This window comes from Sphaerisporangium krabiense, from assembly GCF_014200435.1.
GTDB lineage: Bacteria > Actinomycetota > Actinomycetes > Streptosporangiales > Streptosporangiaceae > Sphaerisporangium > Sphaerisporangium krabiense.
Genome location: NZ_JACHBR010000001.1, coordinates 620,626 through 637,078, shown reverse-complemented (window position 1 = coordinate 637,078; position 16,453 = coordinate 620,626). Strand labels below are relative to the sequence as shown.

General features: G+C 73.1%; 12 protein-coding genes. 10 read left to right on the top strand and 2 right to left on the bottom strand.

All coding sequences use genetic code 11. The annotated features are described in order from the left end of the window. The 6 genes from BJ981_RS02615 to BJ981_RS02590 all read left to right on the top strand — a co-directional run bounded on the left by BJ981_RS02615 (window position 1) and on the right by BJ981_RS02590 (window position 9,991). Window positions 1-1,461, top strand: coding sequence for a multicopper oxidase family protein (locus tag BJ981_RS02615; protein ID WP_184608130.1), 1,461 nt, complete (start codon window positions 1-3; stop codon window positions 1,459-1,461). 236 nt (window positions 1,462-1,697) lie between these two features. Next, window positions 1,698-4,622, top strand: coding sequence for an AfsR/SARP family transcriptional regulator (locus BJ981_RS02610; protein WP_184608129.1), 2,925 nt, complete (start codon window positions 1,698-1,700; stop codon window positions 4,620-4,622). A 192-nt stretch (window positions 4,623-4,814) separates the two neighbouring features. Further along, entirely contained in the window at window positions 4,815-4,982 is a 168-nt protein-coding gene (locus tag BJ981_RS02605; RefSeq protein ID WP_184608128.1) for a hypothetical protein, read from the top strand. Between the two features lie 7 nt (window positions 4,983-4,989). After that, window positions 4,990-6,375 (top strand): FAD-dependent oxidoreductase, encoded by a 1,386-nt coding sequence (locus tag BJ981_RS02600; protein ID WP_184608127.1) that lies wholly within the window; start codon window positions 4,990-4,992, stop codon window positions 6,373-6,375. Window positions 6,376-6,454: 79 nt separating this feature from the next. Beyond that, a complete protein-coding gene (locus tag BJ981_RS02595; protein ID WP_184608126.1) occupies window positions 6,455-6,811 on the top strand; it encodes a hypothetical protein in 357 nt (118 codons plus the stop codon). 258 nt (window positions 6,812-7,069) lie between these two features. After that, window positions 7,070-9,991, top strand: a complete 2,922-nt coding sequence (locus BJ981_RS02590; protein ID WP_184608125.1) for an AfsR/SARP family transcriptional regulator — start codon at window positions 7,070-7,072, stop codon at window positions 9,989-9,991. Window positions 9,992-10,017: 26 nt separating this feature from the next. Here BJ981_RS02590 and BJ981_RS02585 read toward each other — a convergent pair whose 3' ends face one another. Beyond that, complete coding sequence (locus BJ981_RS02585) at window positions 10,018-10,617, bottom strand: Uma2 family endonuclease (protein ID WP_239139702.1); 600 nt, start codon at window positions 10,615-10,617, stop codon at window positions 10,018-10,020. 220 nt (window positions 10,618-10,837) lie between these two features. Beyond that, window positions 10,838-11,485, bottom strand: a complete 648-nt coding sequence (locus tag BJ981_RS02580) for an FHA domain-containing protein (RefSeq protein ID WP_114031322.1) — start codon at window positions 11,483-11,485, stop codon at window positions 10,838-10,840. A gap of 182 nt (window positions 11,486-11,667) precedes the next feature. Here BJ981_RS02580 and BJ981_RS02575 point away from each other — a divergent pair, with 182 nt between their 5' ends. The 4 genes from BJ981_RS02575 (at window position 11,668) to BJ981_RS02560 (ending at window position 16,446) form a co-directional block, all read left to right on the top strand. Further along, window positions 11,668-12,789 carry a citrate/2-methylcitrate synthase gene (locus BJ981_RS02575; protein WP_184608124.1) on the top strand — a complete coding sequence of 374 codons (1,122 nt, stop codon included), beginning with the start codon at window positions 11,668-11,670 and terminating at the stop codon, window positions 12,787-12,789. Further along, window positions 12,776-13,060, top strand: coding sequence for a DUF3017 domain-containing protein (locus BJ981_RS02570; RefSeq protein WP_184608123.1), 285 nt, complete (start codon window positions 12,776-12,778; stop codon window positions 13,058-13,060). The genes BJ981_RS02575 and BJ981_RS02570 overlap by 14 nt, the downstream gene beginning before the upstream one ends. A 100-nt stretch (window positions 13,061-13,160) precedes the next feature. Further along, a complete protein-coding gene (locus BJ981_RS02565) occupies window positions 13,161-14,378 on the top strand; it encodes an NADP-dependent isocitrate dehydrogenase (protein ID WP_184608122.1) in 1,218 nt (405 codons plus the stop codon). 187 nt (window positions 14,379-14,565) lie between these two features. Next, window positions 14,566-16,446, top strand: a complete 1,881-nt coding sequence (locus BJ981_RS02560; RefSeq protein WP_184608121.1) for a serine/threonine-protein kinase — start codon at window positions 14,566-14,568, stop codon at window positions 16,444-16,446. The last annotated feature ends 7 nt before the right edge of the window (window positions 16,447-16,453 follow it).

Below are 16,453 nucleotides of genomic sequence, written 5' to 3'. Positions count from 1 at the left end.
ATGCTGAATCGGCGACGATTACTGGCGCTCGGCGCCATCACCGGTGGTGCGATGGTCCTGCCGTTCTCCAGGCTCACCGCCGAGGGCGCCGACGACACGGTGCCGCTGCGCAGGCAGGACCTGATCCCGCGCGCCCCGAGGGCCGCGGCGCGCTCCGCGGTGGCTCCGTTCTCGGTGCGGATGCCGGTGCCGCAGGAGCTGCGGCCCGCCTGGTCGGGACCCGACCACGACCTCTACAAGATCGCCGTCAAACCGGCGAACCTGGAGATCCTCCCCGGGCTCACCACCCCCCTGCTGACCTACGGCGGCACGTTCGTCGGGCCGACGATCCGCGCGCGGACCGGCCGCCCGGCCAAGGTCGTGTTCGTCAACCAGCTCGACCGGCCGACCAACGTGCACCTGCACGGCGCGCACGTGCCCGCGGTCAGCGACGGACACCCCATGGAGACCATCGACCCCGGGCGCTTCCGGAGCTACGACTACCCGAACGCCCAGCAGGGCACCACGCTGTGGTACCACGACCACAGCCACCACATGGAGGCCGAGCACGTCTACCGCGGCCTGCACGGCATGTACGTGATCGACGACCCGGCCGAGCGGCGCCTGCGCCTGCCCGACGGGCCCTACGACGTGCCGATCTTCCTGCGCAACGCCCAGTTCGACGAGAACGGCGGCCTGGTCTTCTTCAGCCCCTACGATCGCACAACGATCCTGGCCAACGGCAGGCCGCAGCCGTACTTCCCGGTCGCGGCGCGCAAGTACCGGTTCCGGCTCGTCAACGGGGCCAACGAGTACACCTTCCGGCTCACCCTCGGCGGCGCGGAGTTCCAGCAGATCGCGTCCGACGGAGGGCTGCTGCCCGCGCCCGTGCCGCTGACCGAGCTGGTTCTCGGCTCGGCGCAGCGCGCGGACATCGTCGTCGACTTCGCGCGCTACCCGGTCGGCACCCAGGTCGTCCTCACCGACGCCGCCAGTGGCGCCCCCGTGCTCAGGTTCGACGTGGTGCGGCAGGCGTGGGACGACAGCCGCGTGCCCGACGTGCTCAGGCCGCTGCCCCCGATGCCGGCGGCGACGGTGCGGCGGGAGGTGTCGATGCGCTTCGGGTACACCGAGACCGACGTCTTCGGGCTGGTGAACGACAAGCAGTTCGACCCGAACCGGGTGGACTTCCGGATCAAGCGCGGCGACACGGAGATCTGGACCCTGACCAACGGCGACAGCGACCAGGGCATCGAGCACACCTTCCACATGCACCTGGTGCAGTTCCGGGTGCTGGACCGGAACGGGGCCCCGCCGCGGCCGTGGGACGCGGGGCTCAAGGACACGATCCAGCTCCCGCCCAACGAGACCGTGCGCGTCCAGGCGACGTTCCGCAACTACCTGGGCCGGTACGTGTACCACTGCCACTATCTGGAGCACTCGTCCCTCGGCATGATGGCCCAGATGGAGGTCGTCCCCTGATCCGCTCGATCGGCGGTGGTCGTCGCGCCCGCCTCCGGTGACGTCGGCCGGAGGTGAGACGACCCGCTCGGTGGCGTACGCCACCGAGCGGAGGCCCCGCGAAGCCGTCCGCCCCTATCCCTGTGCCGCCGGTCCGGCGGACGCCTCCCGAACGGCGCCGGACGCACGTCCGAACTCGGCTCTTCGCAGACGTAGACGATTCGGATATCGTCACGGCGGGCATCAGGGAGGCTGCGGTGAGCGTCGCCGAGGACGTGCGGTTCGGGGTACTGGGAACGCTCCGGGCGGAGGTGGGCGGCCGGCCGGCGGGGCTCGGCGGGCCGCGGCAGCGGGCGGTGCTGGCGTTGCTGCTGATCGCGCGGGGCAGGATCGTCTCGGCCGACCGGATCCTGTCCGACGTGTGGAGCGACTCCCGGCAGCCCTCGCCGACCACCCTGCACGGGTACGTCGCCGATCTGCGCCGCGCGCTGGAGCCGGGACGGACCCCCGGCGCGCCGCCCAGCCTGCTGGTCCGTGACGGGCCCGGGTACGCGCTGCGCGCCGCCCCCACCGCCGTCGACGCCGAACGCTTCGCCGACCTGGCCGCGCGCGGCCGGCGCGAGCTGGAAGGCGGCGATCCCGAACGGGCCGCCGACCTGCTCGGGCAGGCGCTCGCGCTGTGGCGGGGGCCCGCCTACGCCGACTTCGGCGGCGCCGCCTTCGCCACCCCCGACGCTACGCGGCTGGAGAACCTGCGGGCCGCCGTCCACGAGGACCGGCTCGCCGCGATCATCGCCGCCGGGCGGCACGCCGCCGCCGTCGGCGAGCTGGAGGCGTTGGTCGCCGAGCAGCCGCTGCGCGAGCGCGGCTGGGAACTGCTGGCCCTGGCGCTGTACCGGTCCGGACGGCAGGGCGACGCGCTCGCCGCCCTGCGCGCGGTGCGCAGGCGGCTGTCCGACGAGCTCGGCATCGACCCGGGCCGCGGCCTGCGCGACCTGGAGGAGGCCATCCTCGCCCAGGACCCGGCGCTGAGCCCGGCGGCGCCGCGGCGAACGAGCCCTGCGGCCGAGGCCGGCCCCCGTCCGGACCTCGGACCCGCGGGCGCCGGCGCGCCCGTGACGGGGCCGGAGCGCCCGGCCTCCGGCGGTACGGCCGGACAGGCCGCCGGGGGCGCGCCCGGCCAGGGGAACCTGCCGTTCGCCCTGTCGAGCTTCGTCGGGCGCACCCGGGACCTGGCCGCCGTCGGCGCGTACCTGGACACGCACCGGCTGGTCACGCTCACCGGGCCCGGCGGGGCCGGCAAGACCCGATTAGCCCTGGAGGCGGCCCGCGCCCGTGCCGACGCCGACGGGCCGTGGCTGGTGGAGATGGCGGGGCTGCACGCTCCCGAACTGCTCACCCCCACCGTCGCCGCGGCCCTCGGACTGCCCTCCGCCGGTTCCCCCGAGCAGCTCGCCGGCATGCTGGCCGGCCGCCGTACGCTCCTCGTCCTGGACAACTGCGAGCACCTGCTGGTCCACGCCGCCCACCTGGCCCACACCCTGCTGGCCCGCTGCGGCGGCGTGCGCGTCCTGTGCACCAGCCGCGAGTCACTCGGCATCACCGGGGAGGCCGTCTACGACGTGCCGCCCCTGGACGCGGCCACCGAAGGAACGGAACTCTTCCTGCGCCGGGCCGCCGCCGCGCTGCCCGGCGGGATCCCCGAGGCCGGCGACCGGGAGACGATCAGAACCGTGTGCGCGCGGCTCGACGGGAACCCGCTGGCCATCGAGCTCGCCGCCGCGCAGTGCCGCACGCTGTCCCTGGACCAGATCGCGGACGCGCTGAAGGACCGCTTCACCCTGCTGGTCGCCGGGCCCGCGGGGCGGCCCGACCGCCACCGCACCCTGGTGGACACCATCGCCTGGAGCGACCAGCTCCTCCAGCCGGCCGAACGCCGCCTCTTCCACCGGCTCGGCGTGCTCGAAGGCGGCTTCGACCTGGAGGCGGCCGCCGCGGTCGGCGGGATCGCCCCCGTGCTGGGCCCGCTGTCGGCGTTGGTCCGCAAGTCCCTGGTCACCGTGGAACCCGGCACGGCGCCGCGTCGCTACCGGATGCTGGAGACGCTGCGCTACTACGCCGTCGCCGCGCTGCCGCCGGAGGAGCACGACGCCGCCCGGGAACGCCACCGCGCCTGGGCGCTGGCCCGGGCCGAGAACGTCGAACGCCACCTGCGCGGCCCGCAGGCGGTGGCGTTGCTGCAGGGGCTCGGACGCGACCAGGCGGAGTTCCGCGCCGCCTTCGCCTCGGCCCTGGAACTCGGGGACGGCGAGTACGCCCTGCGGCTGGGCGGCGCGCTCTTCTGGTTCTGGTTCCGCATGGGATACGTGGGGGAGGGCCTGGCCTGGCTGTCCGAGGCGTTCGCCGCGGCCCCGGACGCCGCCGCCGACGTCCGCGCGCGGGCCCGGTTCGCCGTGGCGGCACTGTGCTATGTGGCCGGGCGTACGGACGAGGCGCACCAGGCCGCCCGCGTGGCGGTGGAGGAGGCCCGTGCGGCCGGCGACCCGGTGACCGAGTCGCTCGCGATCGCGTACACCGCCTACCTCGGCGTGCTCACCCGGGGGCCCGGCGACGGCGCCGCGCTCGCCGAGGAGGGCGTCCGGTCGGCCCGGCGCACCGGGCAGGACTGGGTGGAGGCCGAGACGCTCATGGTGCAGGGCATGGTCCTGCGGGCCCTCGGAGACCTGCCCGCCGCCGAGGCGGTGTTCCGCCGGGCGATCGCCGCGGCCCGCGCCAGCGGCCACGACTGGGCCGCCGACGGGGCCGCCTGGTGCGAGATGAAGACCGCCTGCGACCGGGGCGACGGGGCACGGGCGCTCGCCGTCGCGGGGGGCATCCTCGCCACTATGGACCGTTACGGGGACATCTCCTTCTGGCTGGTGACGGTGCACAGCGCCGCCCGCGCGCTCGTGCTGGCCGGGAAGGCCGAGGAGGCGGCGGTGCTCATGGGGGCCGTGGAGGCCATCGGCACGCGGGCCGGCGTCTCGCCGGAGCTGATGGACCCGCTGGACGGCCCGCGCGAGGCCGCCGCCGTGCGCGAGGCCCTGCCGCCCGAGGAGTACGCGCGCCACGCCGCCCGGGGCCGCACGCTGTCCCGCCAGGAGGTCGGCGCCCTGCTCGGCCACCTGATCGCCCTCCTCTGATCCCGCGCGCCCGGCGCGCCCCTGTCGTGCCTCCCAGCATCGCCGGGGGCGCTTGGAATCCACTGGGAAGCGCTGGGAAGCACTGGGAAAGCCGGTTCCCATCGGCCGCCAAGCGGCCGTCCGCATGCTCGTTGTCGTGAACGAGACGCCGCCCGGCACAGGGCGGCGACGACTCAGACAACGAGGTGAACCGTGAGGAAGCGCATCATCCGCACGGCCGCGGTGGCCGGGATCGCCCTGGGAGCCCTGCTGGGCCCGGGCGCCGCCGCCCAGGCCGCCGGCGGCGACCCGTCCCAGTGGTCCGCGCCGGGCGACCCTTCGCAGTGGTCCGTCACTGGCGACCCCTCCCAGTGGGGGTGAGGACGCCGTGACAGGCAGCGGCCGCGCCTCCGAGCGCCACGCCGTCGTCGTGGGAGCGGGGATCGGCGGGCTGCTCGCGGCCCGGGTGCTCGGCGAGACCTTCGACCGCGTCACGGTGCTCGACCGTGACGCGCTGCCCGGGGAGGGCGTCCCGAGGCGGAGTGTGCCGCAGGGCCACCACGCGCACGGGCTGCTCTCCCAGGGCCGCGAGATCCTCGACGAGCTGTTCCCCGGCCTGCACGACGACCTGGTCGCCGCGGGCGCCGTGCCGTGCGACATCCAGCGGGACGTCCGCTGGTACAACGACGGGCTGCTTCTGCGCCCGGCGCCGTCGCGGCTGCGCGGCCTGTCGGTGAGCAGGCCGCTGCTCGAACGCCACCTGCGGTCCCGGGTCGAGGCCCTGCCCGGCGTGGTGATCCAGGACCGCCGCGAGGTGGTCGAGCCGGTCGCCGGACGGCCCGGCGCGGTCACGGGGGTGCGCGTGGCGCTTCCCGGCCGGCCCGGGGAGGTCGAGGAGATCGAGGCCGACCTCGTGGTGAACGCCACCGGCCGCGGCAACCGGGGGGCCGAGTGGCTGCGCCGGCTGGGGTACGAGCCCGCGGCCGAGGAGCGCGTCGACTCGCGGCTGGCGTACGTCTCCCGCGAGTACCGGCGCCGGCCGGGCGACGCCGACGTCGTCGCCATGATCGTCGGGCACAGCACGGCCGTCCCGCGGGGCGGGGTCGCGCTGAGCGGCGAGGGCGACCGCTGGCTGGTCACGCTGTACGGCATGGGCGACGACATCCCGCCCACCGACCCGGACGGCTACCACCGGTTCGCCGCCCGCGTCCCGGTCCCGGACCTGCACCGCCTCCTCGAACGGCTGGAACCGCTCGGGGAGCCCCGGCTGATGCGCATCCCGGTGAGCGTCCGCCGCCGCTATGAGCGCCTGAGCCGCTTCCCCGAGGGCTACCTGGTGTTCGGCGACGCGCTGTGCCAGTTCAACCCCACCTACGGGCAGGGCATGACCGTGGCCGCGTGCGAGGCGGTCGCGCTGCGCGAATGCCTGGCGGCGCCCGGCGGACGCGGCGGGCTCGCCCGGCGCTTCCACGGGCGCGCCGCGCGGATCATCGACGTGGCCTGGGACATATCGGTCGGTGGCGACCTGCGCTTCCCGTCCGTCGAGGGCCCGCGTCCCCTGCGCCTCAAGCTGCTCAACAACTACATCGCACGCCTGCACGTGGCCGCGGAGGCGGACCCGGTGGTCGGGCACGCCTTCCTGAGCGTCGCCAACCTGCAGGCCCCGCCCCGGCGGCTGCTGTCGCCGGGCGTCCTCGCCCGGGTGCTCCGGCCGCGTCCCGGCCGCGCCCGCCACAAGACCCCGGCCCGGGACCGTGTCCCGGCCGGTCACTGAAACACCCCGCCCGAATCCGAAGCGGAGACCTCGAAATTCCGAATGGTCCCGGACGGGACCGAAGCGAAAGGACCCTGTCATGATCAACGCTGTCACGATCAAGCGCTGCGCCGCCGGCGTCACCCTGGCCGCCGCCACCGTCGCGGGCGGGCTGACCCTCGCCGCCCTCCCGGCCTCCGCGGCGGGGACGGCCACCGCCGGCAACGCGGTCTGGGTCGAGCCCGGCGCCACCCGCTCGTTCCTCGTCATGTGCCCGTCGTACGCGCCCACCATGCTGACCGACACGATCAACGTCACCGCCGGCCCCGCGGTGTCCGTCGGCACCAGCCTGGACACCACGTCCGACGCCTTCAGCCGCGACAAGCTCACCGTGACCGCCACCAACGGGGGAGCCCTCCGCGTGTACGTCTCCGTCAAGGCCACCTGCGCGGGCTGAGACCACGGCCGTGACGCATCGGGCAGGACGGTTGCCGAGGGGGGAGCCGTCCTGCGGATGTCCCGGCAAGGGGGGAAGTGAGAGGCCGGTCGTGGCGGGACGTGCGAGGACGCCAAGGGGAACGCGCGTACGCACGTCTCGGTCCGGCCCGCCGCCAGAAGCCCGATCCGTCCGGTGGCCGACCCCTTCTGGGGGCGTGCCCCTTCGGTTACCCTCGCAGAAGATCTCACGATCTCCACGAGCGCCGCGAGGAGGCCGATGGCCGGGGTCGATCCCGCAGCTGTGCGGTTCGGAGTGCTCGGCCCCCTCCGGGCCGAGGTGGAGGGACGGGCCGCCGGCCTGGGGGGCCCGCGGCAGCGGGCGGTCCTGGCGGTCCTGCTGATCGCCCGGGGGCGGATGGTCTCCGCCGATCGGATCATGGCCGAGGTGTGGGAGGACTCACCCCCGCCCTCGCCGGCCACCCTCCACGCGTACGTCTCCGAGCTGCGCCGGGCCCTGGAGCACCGGCGCCCGTCCGGCGCGCCGCCCCGGCTCCTCGTCCGCGAGGGGCCCGGGTACGCGCTGCGGGCCGACCCGGCCGCCGTGGACGCCGAGCGGTTCGCCGACCTGGCCGTGGCCGGCAAGCGCGCCCTGGGCGGCGGCAGGCCGGGGGAGGCCGAGGAACTGCTCACCGAGGCGGTCGGCCTGTGGCGCGGCCCCGCCTACGCCGACTTCGCCGAGGCGGGCTTCGCGGTGCCCGAGGCCGCGCGGCTGGAGGACCTGCGGGCCGGCGCCCAGGAGGACCGGCTGGCCGCCGCCATCGACCTCGGCCGGCACGCCGCGGCCGCCGGCGAGCTGGAGGCCCAGGTGGCCGAGCAGCCGCTGCGGGAGCGCGGCTGGGAACTGCTCACCCTGGCGCTGTACCGGTCGGGGCGGCGCGCCGACGCCACCGCCACGCTGCGCGCGGCGCGCAGACGGCTCGCCGACGAGCTCGGCGTCGACCCGGGGCCCGCGCTCCGAGACCTGGAGACCGCGGTGCTCACCCAGGACCCGCGCCTCGACCCTCCTCCCCGCCTCGGGGGCGCCGCCGGGCCGAGGCGCGCCGAGCGGGGCGGGGGGACACAGGAGGCGGGGGTGACGCCGGACGCCGGGGGAGCATCCGGCGCCACGGGCGCCCGAGGCGCCGCCCGCCCGGTGCCGGGAAACCTGCCCTTCGCGCTGTCCAGCTTCGTGGGGCGCGCCGCCGAGATCACGGCCGTGGAGGGCCTGCTGGCCGAGTACCGGCTGGTCACGCTGACCGGCCCGGGCGGGGTGGGCAAGACGCGGCTGGCGCTGGAGCTCGCCAGGCGCCGTACCGGCGACGCCGACGGGCCCTGGATGGTGGAACTGGCCGCTCTGACCTCCGCCGACCTGCTGCCCGCCACCGTCGCCGCCGCCCTCGGGGTTCCGGGGCCGTCCTCCGCCGAAGAACTGGCCGCCGTGCTCGCCGGACGCCGCCTTGTGGTGGTCCTGGACAACTGCGAGCACCTGCTGGAGGCGGTCACCCCGCTCATCGGCGTCCTGCTGAGCCGCTGCCGTGACCTGCGCGTGCTGGCCACCAGCCGCGAGGCGCTCGGCGTGGAGGGGGAGGCGGTCTACGAGGTGCCGCCGCTCGACCCCGCCGGGGACGGCAGCGAACTGTTCCGCAGCCGGGTCGCCACCGCGCTGCCCGCCTGGTCCCCCGACCCCGGCGACCTGGACCGGATCCCGGTGCTGTGCGCCGGCCTCGACGGCATCCCGCTCGCCATCGAGCTGGCCGCCGCGCAGTGCCGCGTGCTGTCGGTCGGCCAGATCGCCGACGCCCTGGAGCACCGCTTCGACGTGCTGGTCGACGGCCCGCTCGACCTGCCCGCGCGGCACCGCGCGCTGGAGGCCGCCGTCGCCTGGAGCCACCAGCTCCTCGAACCCGAGGAACGGCGGCTGTTCCACCGGCTCGGCGTCTTCGCCGCCGGGTTCGACCTGGACTCCGCGGGCGCGGTCGGCGGCCAGCCGCAGGTCCTGCGCCCGCTGTCGGCCCTGGTCCGCAAGTCCCTGGTCACCGTCGAGCCCGGCACCGCGCCGCGCCGCTACCGGATGCTGGAGACGCTGCGCCAGTACGCGCTGCGCGAGCTGGACGTGGCCGACCTCGCGGGCACCCGGCGCCGCCACCGGGCCTGGGCGCTGGCGCGGGCCGAGAGCGCCGAGCGCCGGCTGCACGGCCCGCAGGCCCCCGAGCTGCTGGCCCGGCTGACCCGCGAGCAGCCCGAGTTCCGCGCGGCCTTCGCCTCCGCGCTGGAGGAGGGCGACGGGGTCTACGCGCTGCGGCTGGGCGGCGCGCTGTACTGGTTCTGGTACCGCATGGGCCACATCGCCGAGGGCCTGGCCTGGATGGACAAGGCCTTCGCCGCGGCCCCGGACGCCGAGCCCGGGGTCCGGGGCCGTGCCCGGCTCGCCGTCAGCGGTCTGAGCTACCTCGCCGGCCGGCCGCGCGAGGCGTACGAGGCCGTCCTGCTGGCGGAGGCGGAGGGCCGGGAGGCCGGTGACGCGGTCGTCGAGGCGTCCGCCCGCGTTTACCAGACGCACTTCGGCGTGCTCGCCGGGGTGCCCGTCGACGCCCCGGCGCTGGCCCGCAGCGCCGTCGGCCTCGCCCGGCGCGCCGGGGAGGACTGGCTGGTGGCCGAGGCCCTGATGGTGCAGGGGATGCTGGCCCGCGTCCTCGGCGACCTTCCCGGGGCGGCCGTCGTGCTGGCCGAGGCCGTGGCGACGGCGAACTCCTGCGGGCACGACTGGGCCGCGGGCTCCTCGGCGTGGGCGGGCATGAAGACCGCCTGCGACGGCGGCGACGGCCGGCGAGCCCTGGAGATCGCCGCCGGCATCGTCGACGCCCTCGACCGCCACGAGGACGTGACCTCCCGCCTGGTCCTGCTCCACACCGCCGCCCACGCCCTCACGCTCACCGGCCGGGCGCAGGAGGCCGCCATCCTGATGGGCGGCGTAGAGGCGGTAGGCCGCCGAGTGGGCTTCTCCCCAGAACTGATGGACCCCTTGGACGGCCCCCGCGAAGCCGCCGCCGTCCGCGACTCCCTCCCTCCCGACCGCTACGAAACCGCGGCGTCTCGGGGACGCGAACTGTCCCTCCCGGAGCTGACCGCTTTTCTGAGGGACCTCCTCAGAAACCCCTGATCGACTGGACCACGGGAGATCGGGAATCAGAGCCGTTCTGCCTCGGTGAGGTCAATGTCGATCTCGAACGGGGACGAGAGGTGCAGCTTGTCGTGATGGATGCCCATGAGGGCGTACGAGCGGGTGGCGGGGTCAAGTTCGTAGACGTACACCGTAGGACGACCGTCCTTCTGCTCGACCCGCCAGAAATGAGGGATCTCGGCTGCGGCGTAGAGTTGCGGCTTGCGCTCGCGGGTCGTCGAGTCGGGGCTCACCACCTCGATCGCGAGGAGGACATCGGCGGGCTGGTACGCCGTGACGTTGAGGCCGAGATCCGCGTCAGCATTGATCACGATGAGATCCGGCTCCGGCCTCTGCCGCGGCCCGAGGACGACGCTCATCTCGCGGCGCACGCGAAAGCCCGAGGGCGCGTGCCGCCGCAGGCCGAGTTCCAGGACCGTGATGGTCAGAGAGTGGAAGGAAGCTTGGGGGTTCACGAAGACCAAGCTTCCATCGAGCAACTCTGTGTGTGCGGGCAAATCCGGAAAGTGATCGAGGTCTTCGGCGTAGAACCCCTCGGGCGGGGGAGTCAGCCAGGTGGGAAGCTGTGGGTCTGTCATGGTTTCGCTCCGGACCAGGACTGTCATAGCCTCACGCTAGCAATTCTGCTTGCGTCTTCACCTGACTTTCCCCGCCAGGCCGAGACGGAAAGCGACAGGCCTGTCACGCTGCGGGTCGCTATTCCCGCCATCAGTCCGCGGTGGATGGTGTGCGCCACGCATGAGCATCGCGTGCCGAGCGAGCGAAGGAACAGGGCGTCCGGGTGGCCGGCGCGGAGGCGCGCCCGGACGGCCGTGTTCGCTCGTGCTACGAGGCGCGGCGGCCCGCGGTTTGCGGGGGTGACTCGCCGGGGCCGGCGGTGCGTTGCGGGGGGACCACCGGGGTGGGGCGGACCAGGCCGAGGGCTACTACCTCGTTGGCCAGCCGGGTTCGGCGGTTGATGCCCTCCGGGATGCGGAACTTCTGGTACAGCCGCAGCAGGTGCTGTTTGACCGCCGCCTCGGTCACCACGAGGTCGTCGGCGATCTCGCGCGCCGTGGCAGGGGCGACGAACGCCTCGTCCGACAGCGCGGGACGGCACAGGGACGTGAGGACGTCGACCTCGCGCCGGGTGAGCTCGGGCGCGGCGGCCCGGCGCAGCTCGACCTCGGGGGCGAAGTCCTCCCTTGGCACGCCGCCCACCCTGCACCGGGCGGCGCCGAACGAGACGACGTCACCGTCGTCGAGTACCCTCCGGGCGATCGGCCTCCCGTTCACCCGGGTGCCGTTGCGGGACAGGCCCAGGTCAACGACATACAGGTATGGTCCGCGGCGGACGAACTCGGCGTGCAGCCGTGACACGCTCGGATCGGCCAGCCTGACGTCGACGCCTCGGCCTCGGCCGATCGTCGTGACTTCGGGGCGCAACGGGACGACCTCGCCGGTGTCCTCGACGCGTATGAACGGCCCCTCCACGGCAGTTCCTCCCCAGGTAGCCCGCCGTTACTTCCGCTACAGCTCCGGCTTACCCAAACGAGGGGTTGGGGAATCTCGTTTGCCATAACGAGAATCACTGCAGAAATTGGTCTGGACCTCCTCGGCTGGTTTTACCTGCTCACAGGTAGACTGCGGACGAAGATAAGCGGAGGAAACAACACATGGCGGACAACCCCACCAAAGGTCTCGCCGATGTCGTCGCCGCGTCCACAGCGCTGAGTGACATCGACGGCAGAGCCGGTCGCCTCTTCTACCGCGGCTACGACATCCATGATCTAGCCGGGCGCACGAGCTTCGAAGAGACCGCGCACCTACTGCAGCACGGAACGCTTCCGACACGCCGGCAACTCGCCGACTACGGAGCGGAACTCGTGCGAGGGCGCGAGCTAGGAGCTCTGGTCCAGGCCAACATCGACGAGATCGCCCAGACACAGGCGCCCATGGAGGCCTTGCGCACGCTCGTCTCGCTGGCTTCGGCGGACGATCCCGACAAGGACTCCAACGAGCAGGACGCCAACCGCCGCAAGGCGGCGCGCCTGACGGCGCAGCAGCCCCTGCTCGTCGCCCGCTACCATGCCGCGCGCACCGGCGTCACCCCGAGAGACGCCGATCCCGCGCTGAGCATCGCGGCGAACTTCCTGCTGCAGATCACCGGCAGCGAGCCCGACCCGAGGGCCGTCGAGATCTTCGACGCCTGCCTCGTGCTGCACGCCGACCACACCATGAACGCCTCGACGTTCGCGGCCCGGGTCTGCGCGGCCACGCTGTCGGACATGCACTCGGCGATCGTCGCGGCCATCGGCACGCTGAAGGGGCCGCTGCACGGCGGCGCCAACGAGCAGGTCATGCGCACGCTGGAGGGCATCCCGGCGGACGGCGTCGCGCAGGCCGTGCGCGACAAGCTGGGGCGCGGCGAGAAGATCATGGGCTTCGGGCACCGGGTCTACAAGACCGAGGACCCGCGCGCGACGCACCTGCGCAAGATGTCGCAGGAGTTGGGCGAGGCGAGCGGGGACGACACCTACTATCGGATGTCGAAGGAGATGGAGGAGGTCGTCTTCGCGGAGAAGGGTCTGTACCCGAACGTCGACTTCTACGCCGCGACGGTCTACCACTACCTCGGCATCCCGACGGACCTGTTCACTCCGGTGTTCTCGGTCAGCCGGATGTCGGGCTGGACGGCGCACGTGATCGAGCAGCACGCCGACAACCGCCTGATCCGCCCGGACAGCGAGTACATCGGAGAGCGCGACCAGAAGTGGATACCGATTGACGAACGGTAAGGCGTGGGGGCCGTACCTGCTCACCGTGGCGGGTGCGGCCACCGGCCTTGGGACGATCGCGATGGGCCTGCCCGCATGGGCGGGCTCGTTCATCGTGGCGTGCTCGGTGCTCGCGGGCGCCGTGCTGCGTCTGCTCGTCCCCCATGACGGCGACAGCCTGCTCGCGGTACGCAGCAGGCGCACCGACGCCGTCATATCCGCGGTTCTCGGCGTCGCCCTTGGCGTGGTCGCCGTCAGCGTCGCCGTGCAATGGATCATGGGTAGGCAGTAAGCCGGATTTGCCCGGTCCGGTAGCCTCAACCGGCGTTGTTCAGCAACAGACCGGTTGGTCAGCCTAGTCGTAAGAAGTGTTGAGAAGGGGAACCCCAAGCATGCCCAAGATCAAGGTAGCGGGTCCCGTCGTCGAACTCGACGGCGACGAGATGACCCGGATCATCTGGCAGTTCATCAAGGACCAGCTGATCCTGCCCTACCTCGACGTCGACCTCAAGTACTACGACCTGGGGATCGAGCACCGTGACGCGACCGACGACCAGGTGACGGTCGACGCGGCCAACGCGATCAAGCAGTACGGGGTGGGGGTGAAATGCGCCACGATCACGCCGGACGAGGCCCGCGTCGAGGAGTTCGGGCTGAAGAAGATGTGGCGTTCTCCGAACGGGACGATCCGTAACATCCTCGGCGGCGTCATCTTCCGCGAGCCGATCATCATCAGGAACGTGCCGCGGCTCGTGCCGACCTGGACCAAGCCGATCGTGGTCGGCCGTCACGCCTTCGGCGACCAGTACCGCGCCACCGACCTCAAGATCCCCGGCGAGGGCACGCTCACGCTGACCTTCACCCCCAAGGACGGCTCGGAGCCGATCGAGCTCGACGTCTACGACTTCCCCGGCTCGGGCGTCGCGCTGGCGATGTACAACCTGGACGAGTCGATCCGCGACTTCGCGCGCGCCTCCATGCGGTACGGCCTGGCCCGCAACTACCCGGTCTACCTGTCGACGAAGAACACCATCCTCAAGGCCTACGACGGCCGCTTCAAGGACATCTTCGCCGAGGTCTACGAGACCGAGTTCAAGGCCGACTTCGAGGCCGCCGGCCTCACCTACGAGCACCGGCTCATCGACGACATGGTCGCCGCCGCGCTCAAGTGGGAGGGCGGCTACGTCTGGGCGTGCAAGAACTACGACGGCGACGTGCAGTCCGACACCGTCGCCCAGGGCTTCGGCTCGCTCGGCCTGATGACCTCCGTCCTCATGTCCCCCGACGGCCGCACGGTCGAGGCCGAGGCCGCGCACGGCACGGTCACGCGCCACTACCGCGAGCACCAGAAGGGGAACCCCACCTCCACCAACCCGATCGCCTCGATCTTCGCCTGGACCCGCGGCCTCGCCCACCGGGGCAAGCTGGACTCCCAGCCCGAGGTGACCGCGTTCGCCGAGACCCTGGAGCAGGTCTGCGTCGAGACCGTCGAGAGCGGCCAGATGACCAAGGACCTCGCCCTGCTCGTCGGCGGCGACGCCAAGTGGCTCACCACCCAGGACTTCCTCGCCGCCCTGGACGAGAACCTGAAGAAGAAGATGGCGGGCTAGTCACGATCGGCCCCTGCCCGCGGTTTCCCGCCGGGCAGGGGCCGTTTCGCGTCCGAGACCCCCGGCGGCTCCGCGTGTCGGCGGAAACGACACGGCAGGTCACGGCGTGGTCTCGTCTCCGTGTAAAGACGCCAACAAGTCGTAAAGTTCTCATGGTCGACACTTGACGGGAACACGGGGACGGGGAATGCCGGAACTCGGGCCGCTCGAACGGGGAGACCCCCGGCGGCTGGGCCCTTTCGAACTCACCGGGCGCATCGGGGAAGGCGGGCAGGGGGTCGTCTACCTCGGGCAGGACGACGCGGGGGAGCGCGCCGCGGTCAAGCTGCTGCACGTCAAGTTCAGCGGCGACCGCACCGCGAGGTCGCGCTTCGCCCGCGAGCTGAAGGCCGCCGAGCGGGTGGCCTCGTTCTGCACGGCCCGGGTGCTGGCCGCCGACCTCGACGGCGACACACCGTACATCGCCAGCGAGTACATCGACGGCAGGTCGCTGCGCGAGACCGTCGAGACCTCGGGCCCGCTGTCGGGCAGCACGCTGGAGCGGCTGGCGGTCGGCACGGCCACCGCGCTCACGGCGATCCACCACGCGGGCATCGTCCACCGCGACTTCAAGCCCGACAACGTGCTCATGGCCGCCGACGGGCCCCGGGTGGTCGACTTCGGCATCGCCCGCATCCTGGACTCGACGGGCACCATCACCAGCAGGGCCGTCGGCACGCCCGCCTACATGGCGCCCGAGCAGATCTCGGGCGGCGAGGTGGGCCCGCCCGCCGACGTCTTCGCCTGGGGCGCGACGGTCGCGTTCGCCGCCACCGGCGAGGTGCCCTTCGGAGGGAACTCCATCGCGGTGGTGCTGAACCGCGTGCTCAACGACGAGGTCGAGGTCGGCGGACTCCCCGAGCCGCTGCGCGGCGTGGTCCGCGCCTGCCTGAACAAGAAGCCGGTGGAACGCCCGACCGCCGACCACATCCTGCTGCGGCTGCTCGGCCGGCACGAGGAGGCCGGGGCGTCCACGGCCGTGCTCAGCCAGGGCGCCGAACTGGCCGCCCGCGAGACGGTCACGCGCCCGCGGAGCGGGGTGTGGGGGCGAAGGACGACGGCCAGGGACGGCGGCGGGGCCGCCGCCGGGGTGGCGGACAACCCGGTCCCCGCCCGGAGGTCCGGCCCCGGCAGGTGGATCGCCGCCGTGCTCGCGGTCGCCGTGCTCGCGGGCGGGGGCGTCATGGCCGTGCGGCGGTTCGCGCCCGACCTCTGGGCCGAGCTGAGGGGCCGGTCGCTCCCGGAGCCCACCGAGACCTCCTCGGCCAGGGTGCCGCAGCCGCCCCGGTTCACCTCCGTCGTGGACAAGGCGGCGAAGACGCACAAGCTGACGATCGCCATGCGCAACATGCTGCCGGGCATCGCGCTCGGCTCGGGGGACAGCTGGCGCGGCTTCGAGGTCGAGCTCGGCGCCTACATCGCCGGACAGCTCGGGGTGCCGGCGAGCGGCGTGACGTTCGCCGAGTCCGGCGTCAACGAGCGGGTGTCCATGCTGAACTCCGGCGAGGCCGACCTCGTGATCGCGACCTACTCGATCAACGACGACGAGCGGGTGACGTTCGCCGGCCCGTACTACACCGCGCACGTGGACGTCCTGGTCCGCGACGGCGACCCGTTCACCAAGATCCAGGATCTCAAGGGGCACAATTTGTGCGCGCCGGGGACGAACGTCTCGATCGGCATGGTGCAGGACGTCGTCAAGGTGCGGCTGGTGGCCGCGGACAACTACACCGACTGCATGAACATGCTGCGGCAGGGGACCGTGGACGCCGTCCCCGGCGACGACCTGCTGCTCGCCGGGTTCGCCGACCGCGAGAACATCCGGTACCGCGTCATGGGCGCCAAGCTCTCCGACGAGCGGTACGCGGTGGCGATCAAGCGGGGCGACACCCGGACGTGCAAGGCGGTGCGGGGGGCCATCAACCGCATGTACCAGGACGGCACGGTGAGGTCGCTGCTCGAGAAGTACTTCTCGAAGGTCCACTTCACGCCGGAGACCCAGATGCCCGTGCCGGTGAGCTGCGACTGACGGGCGC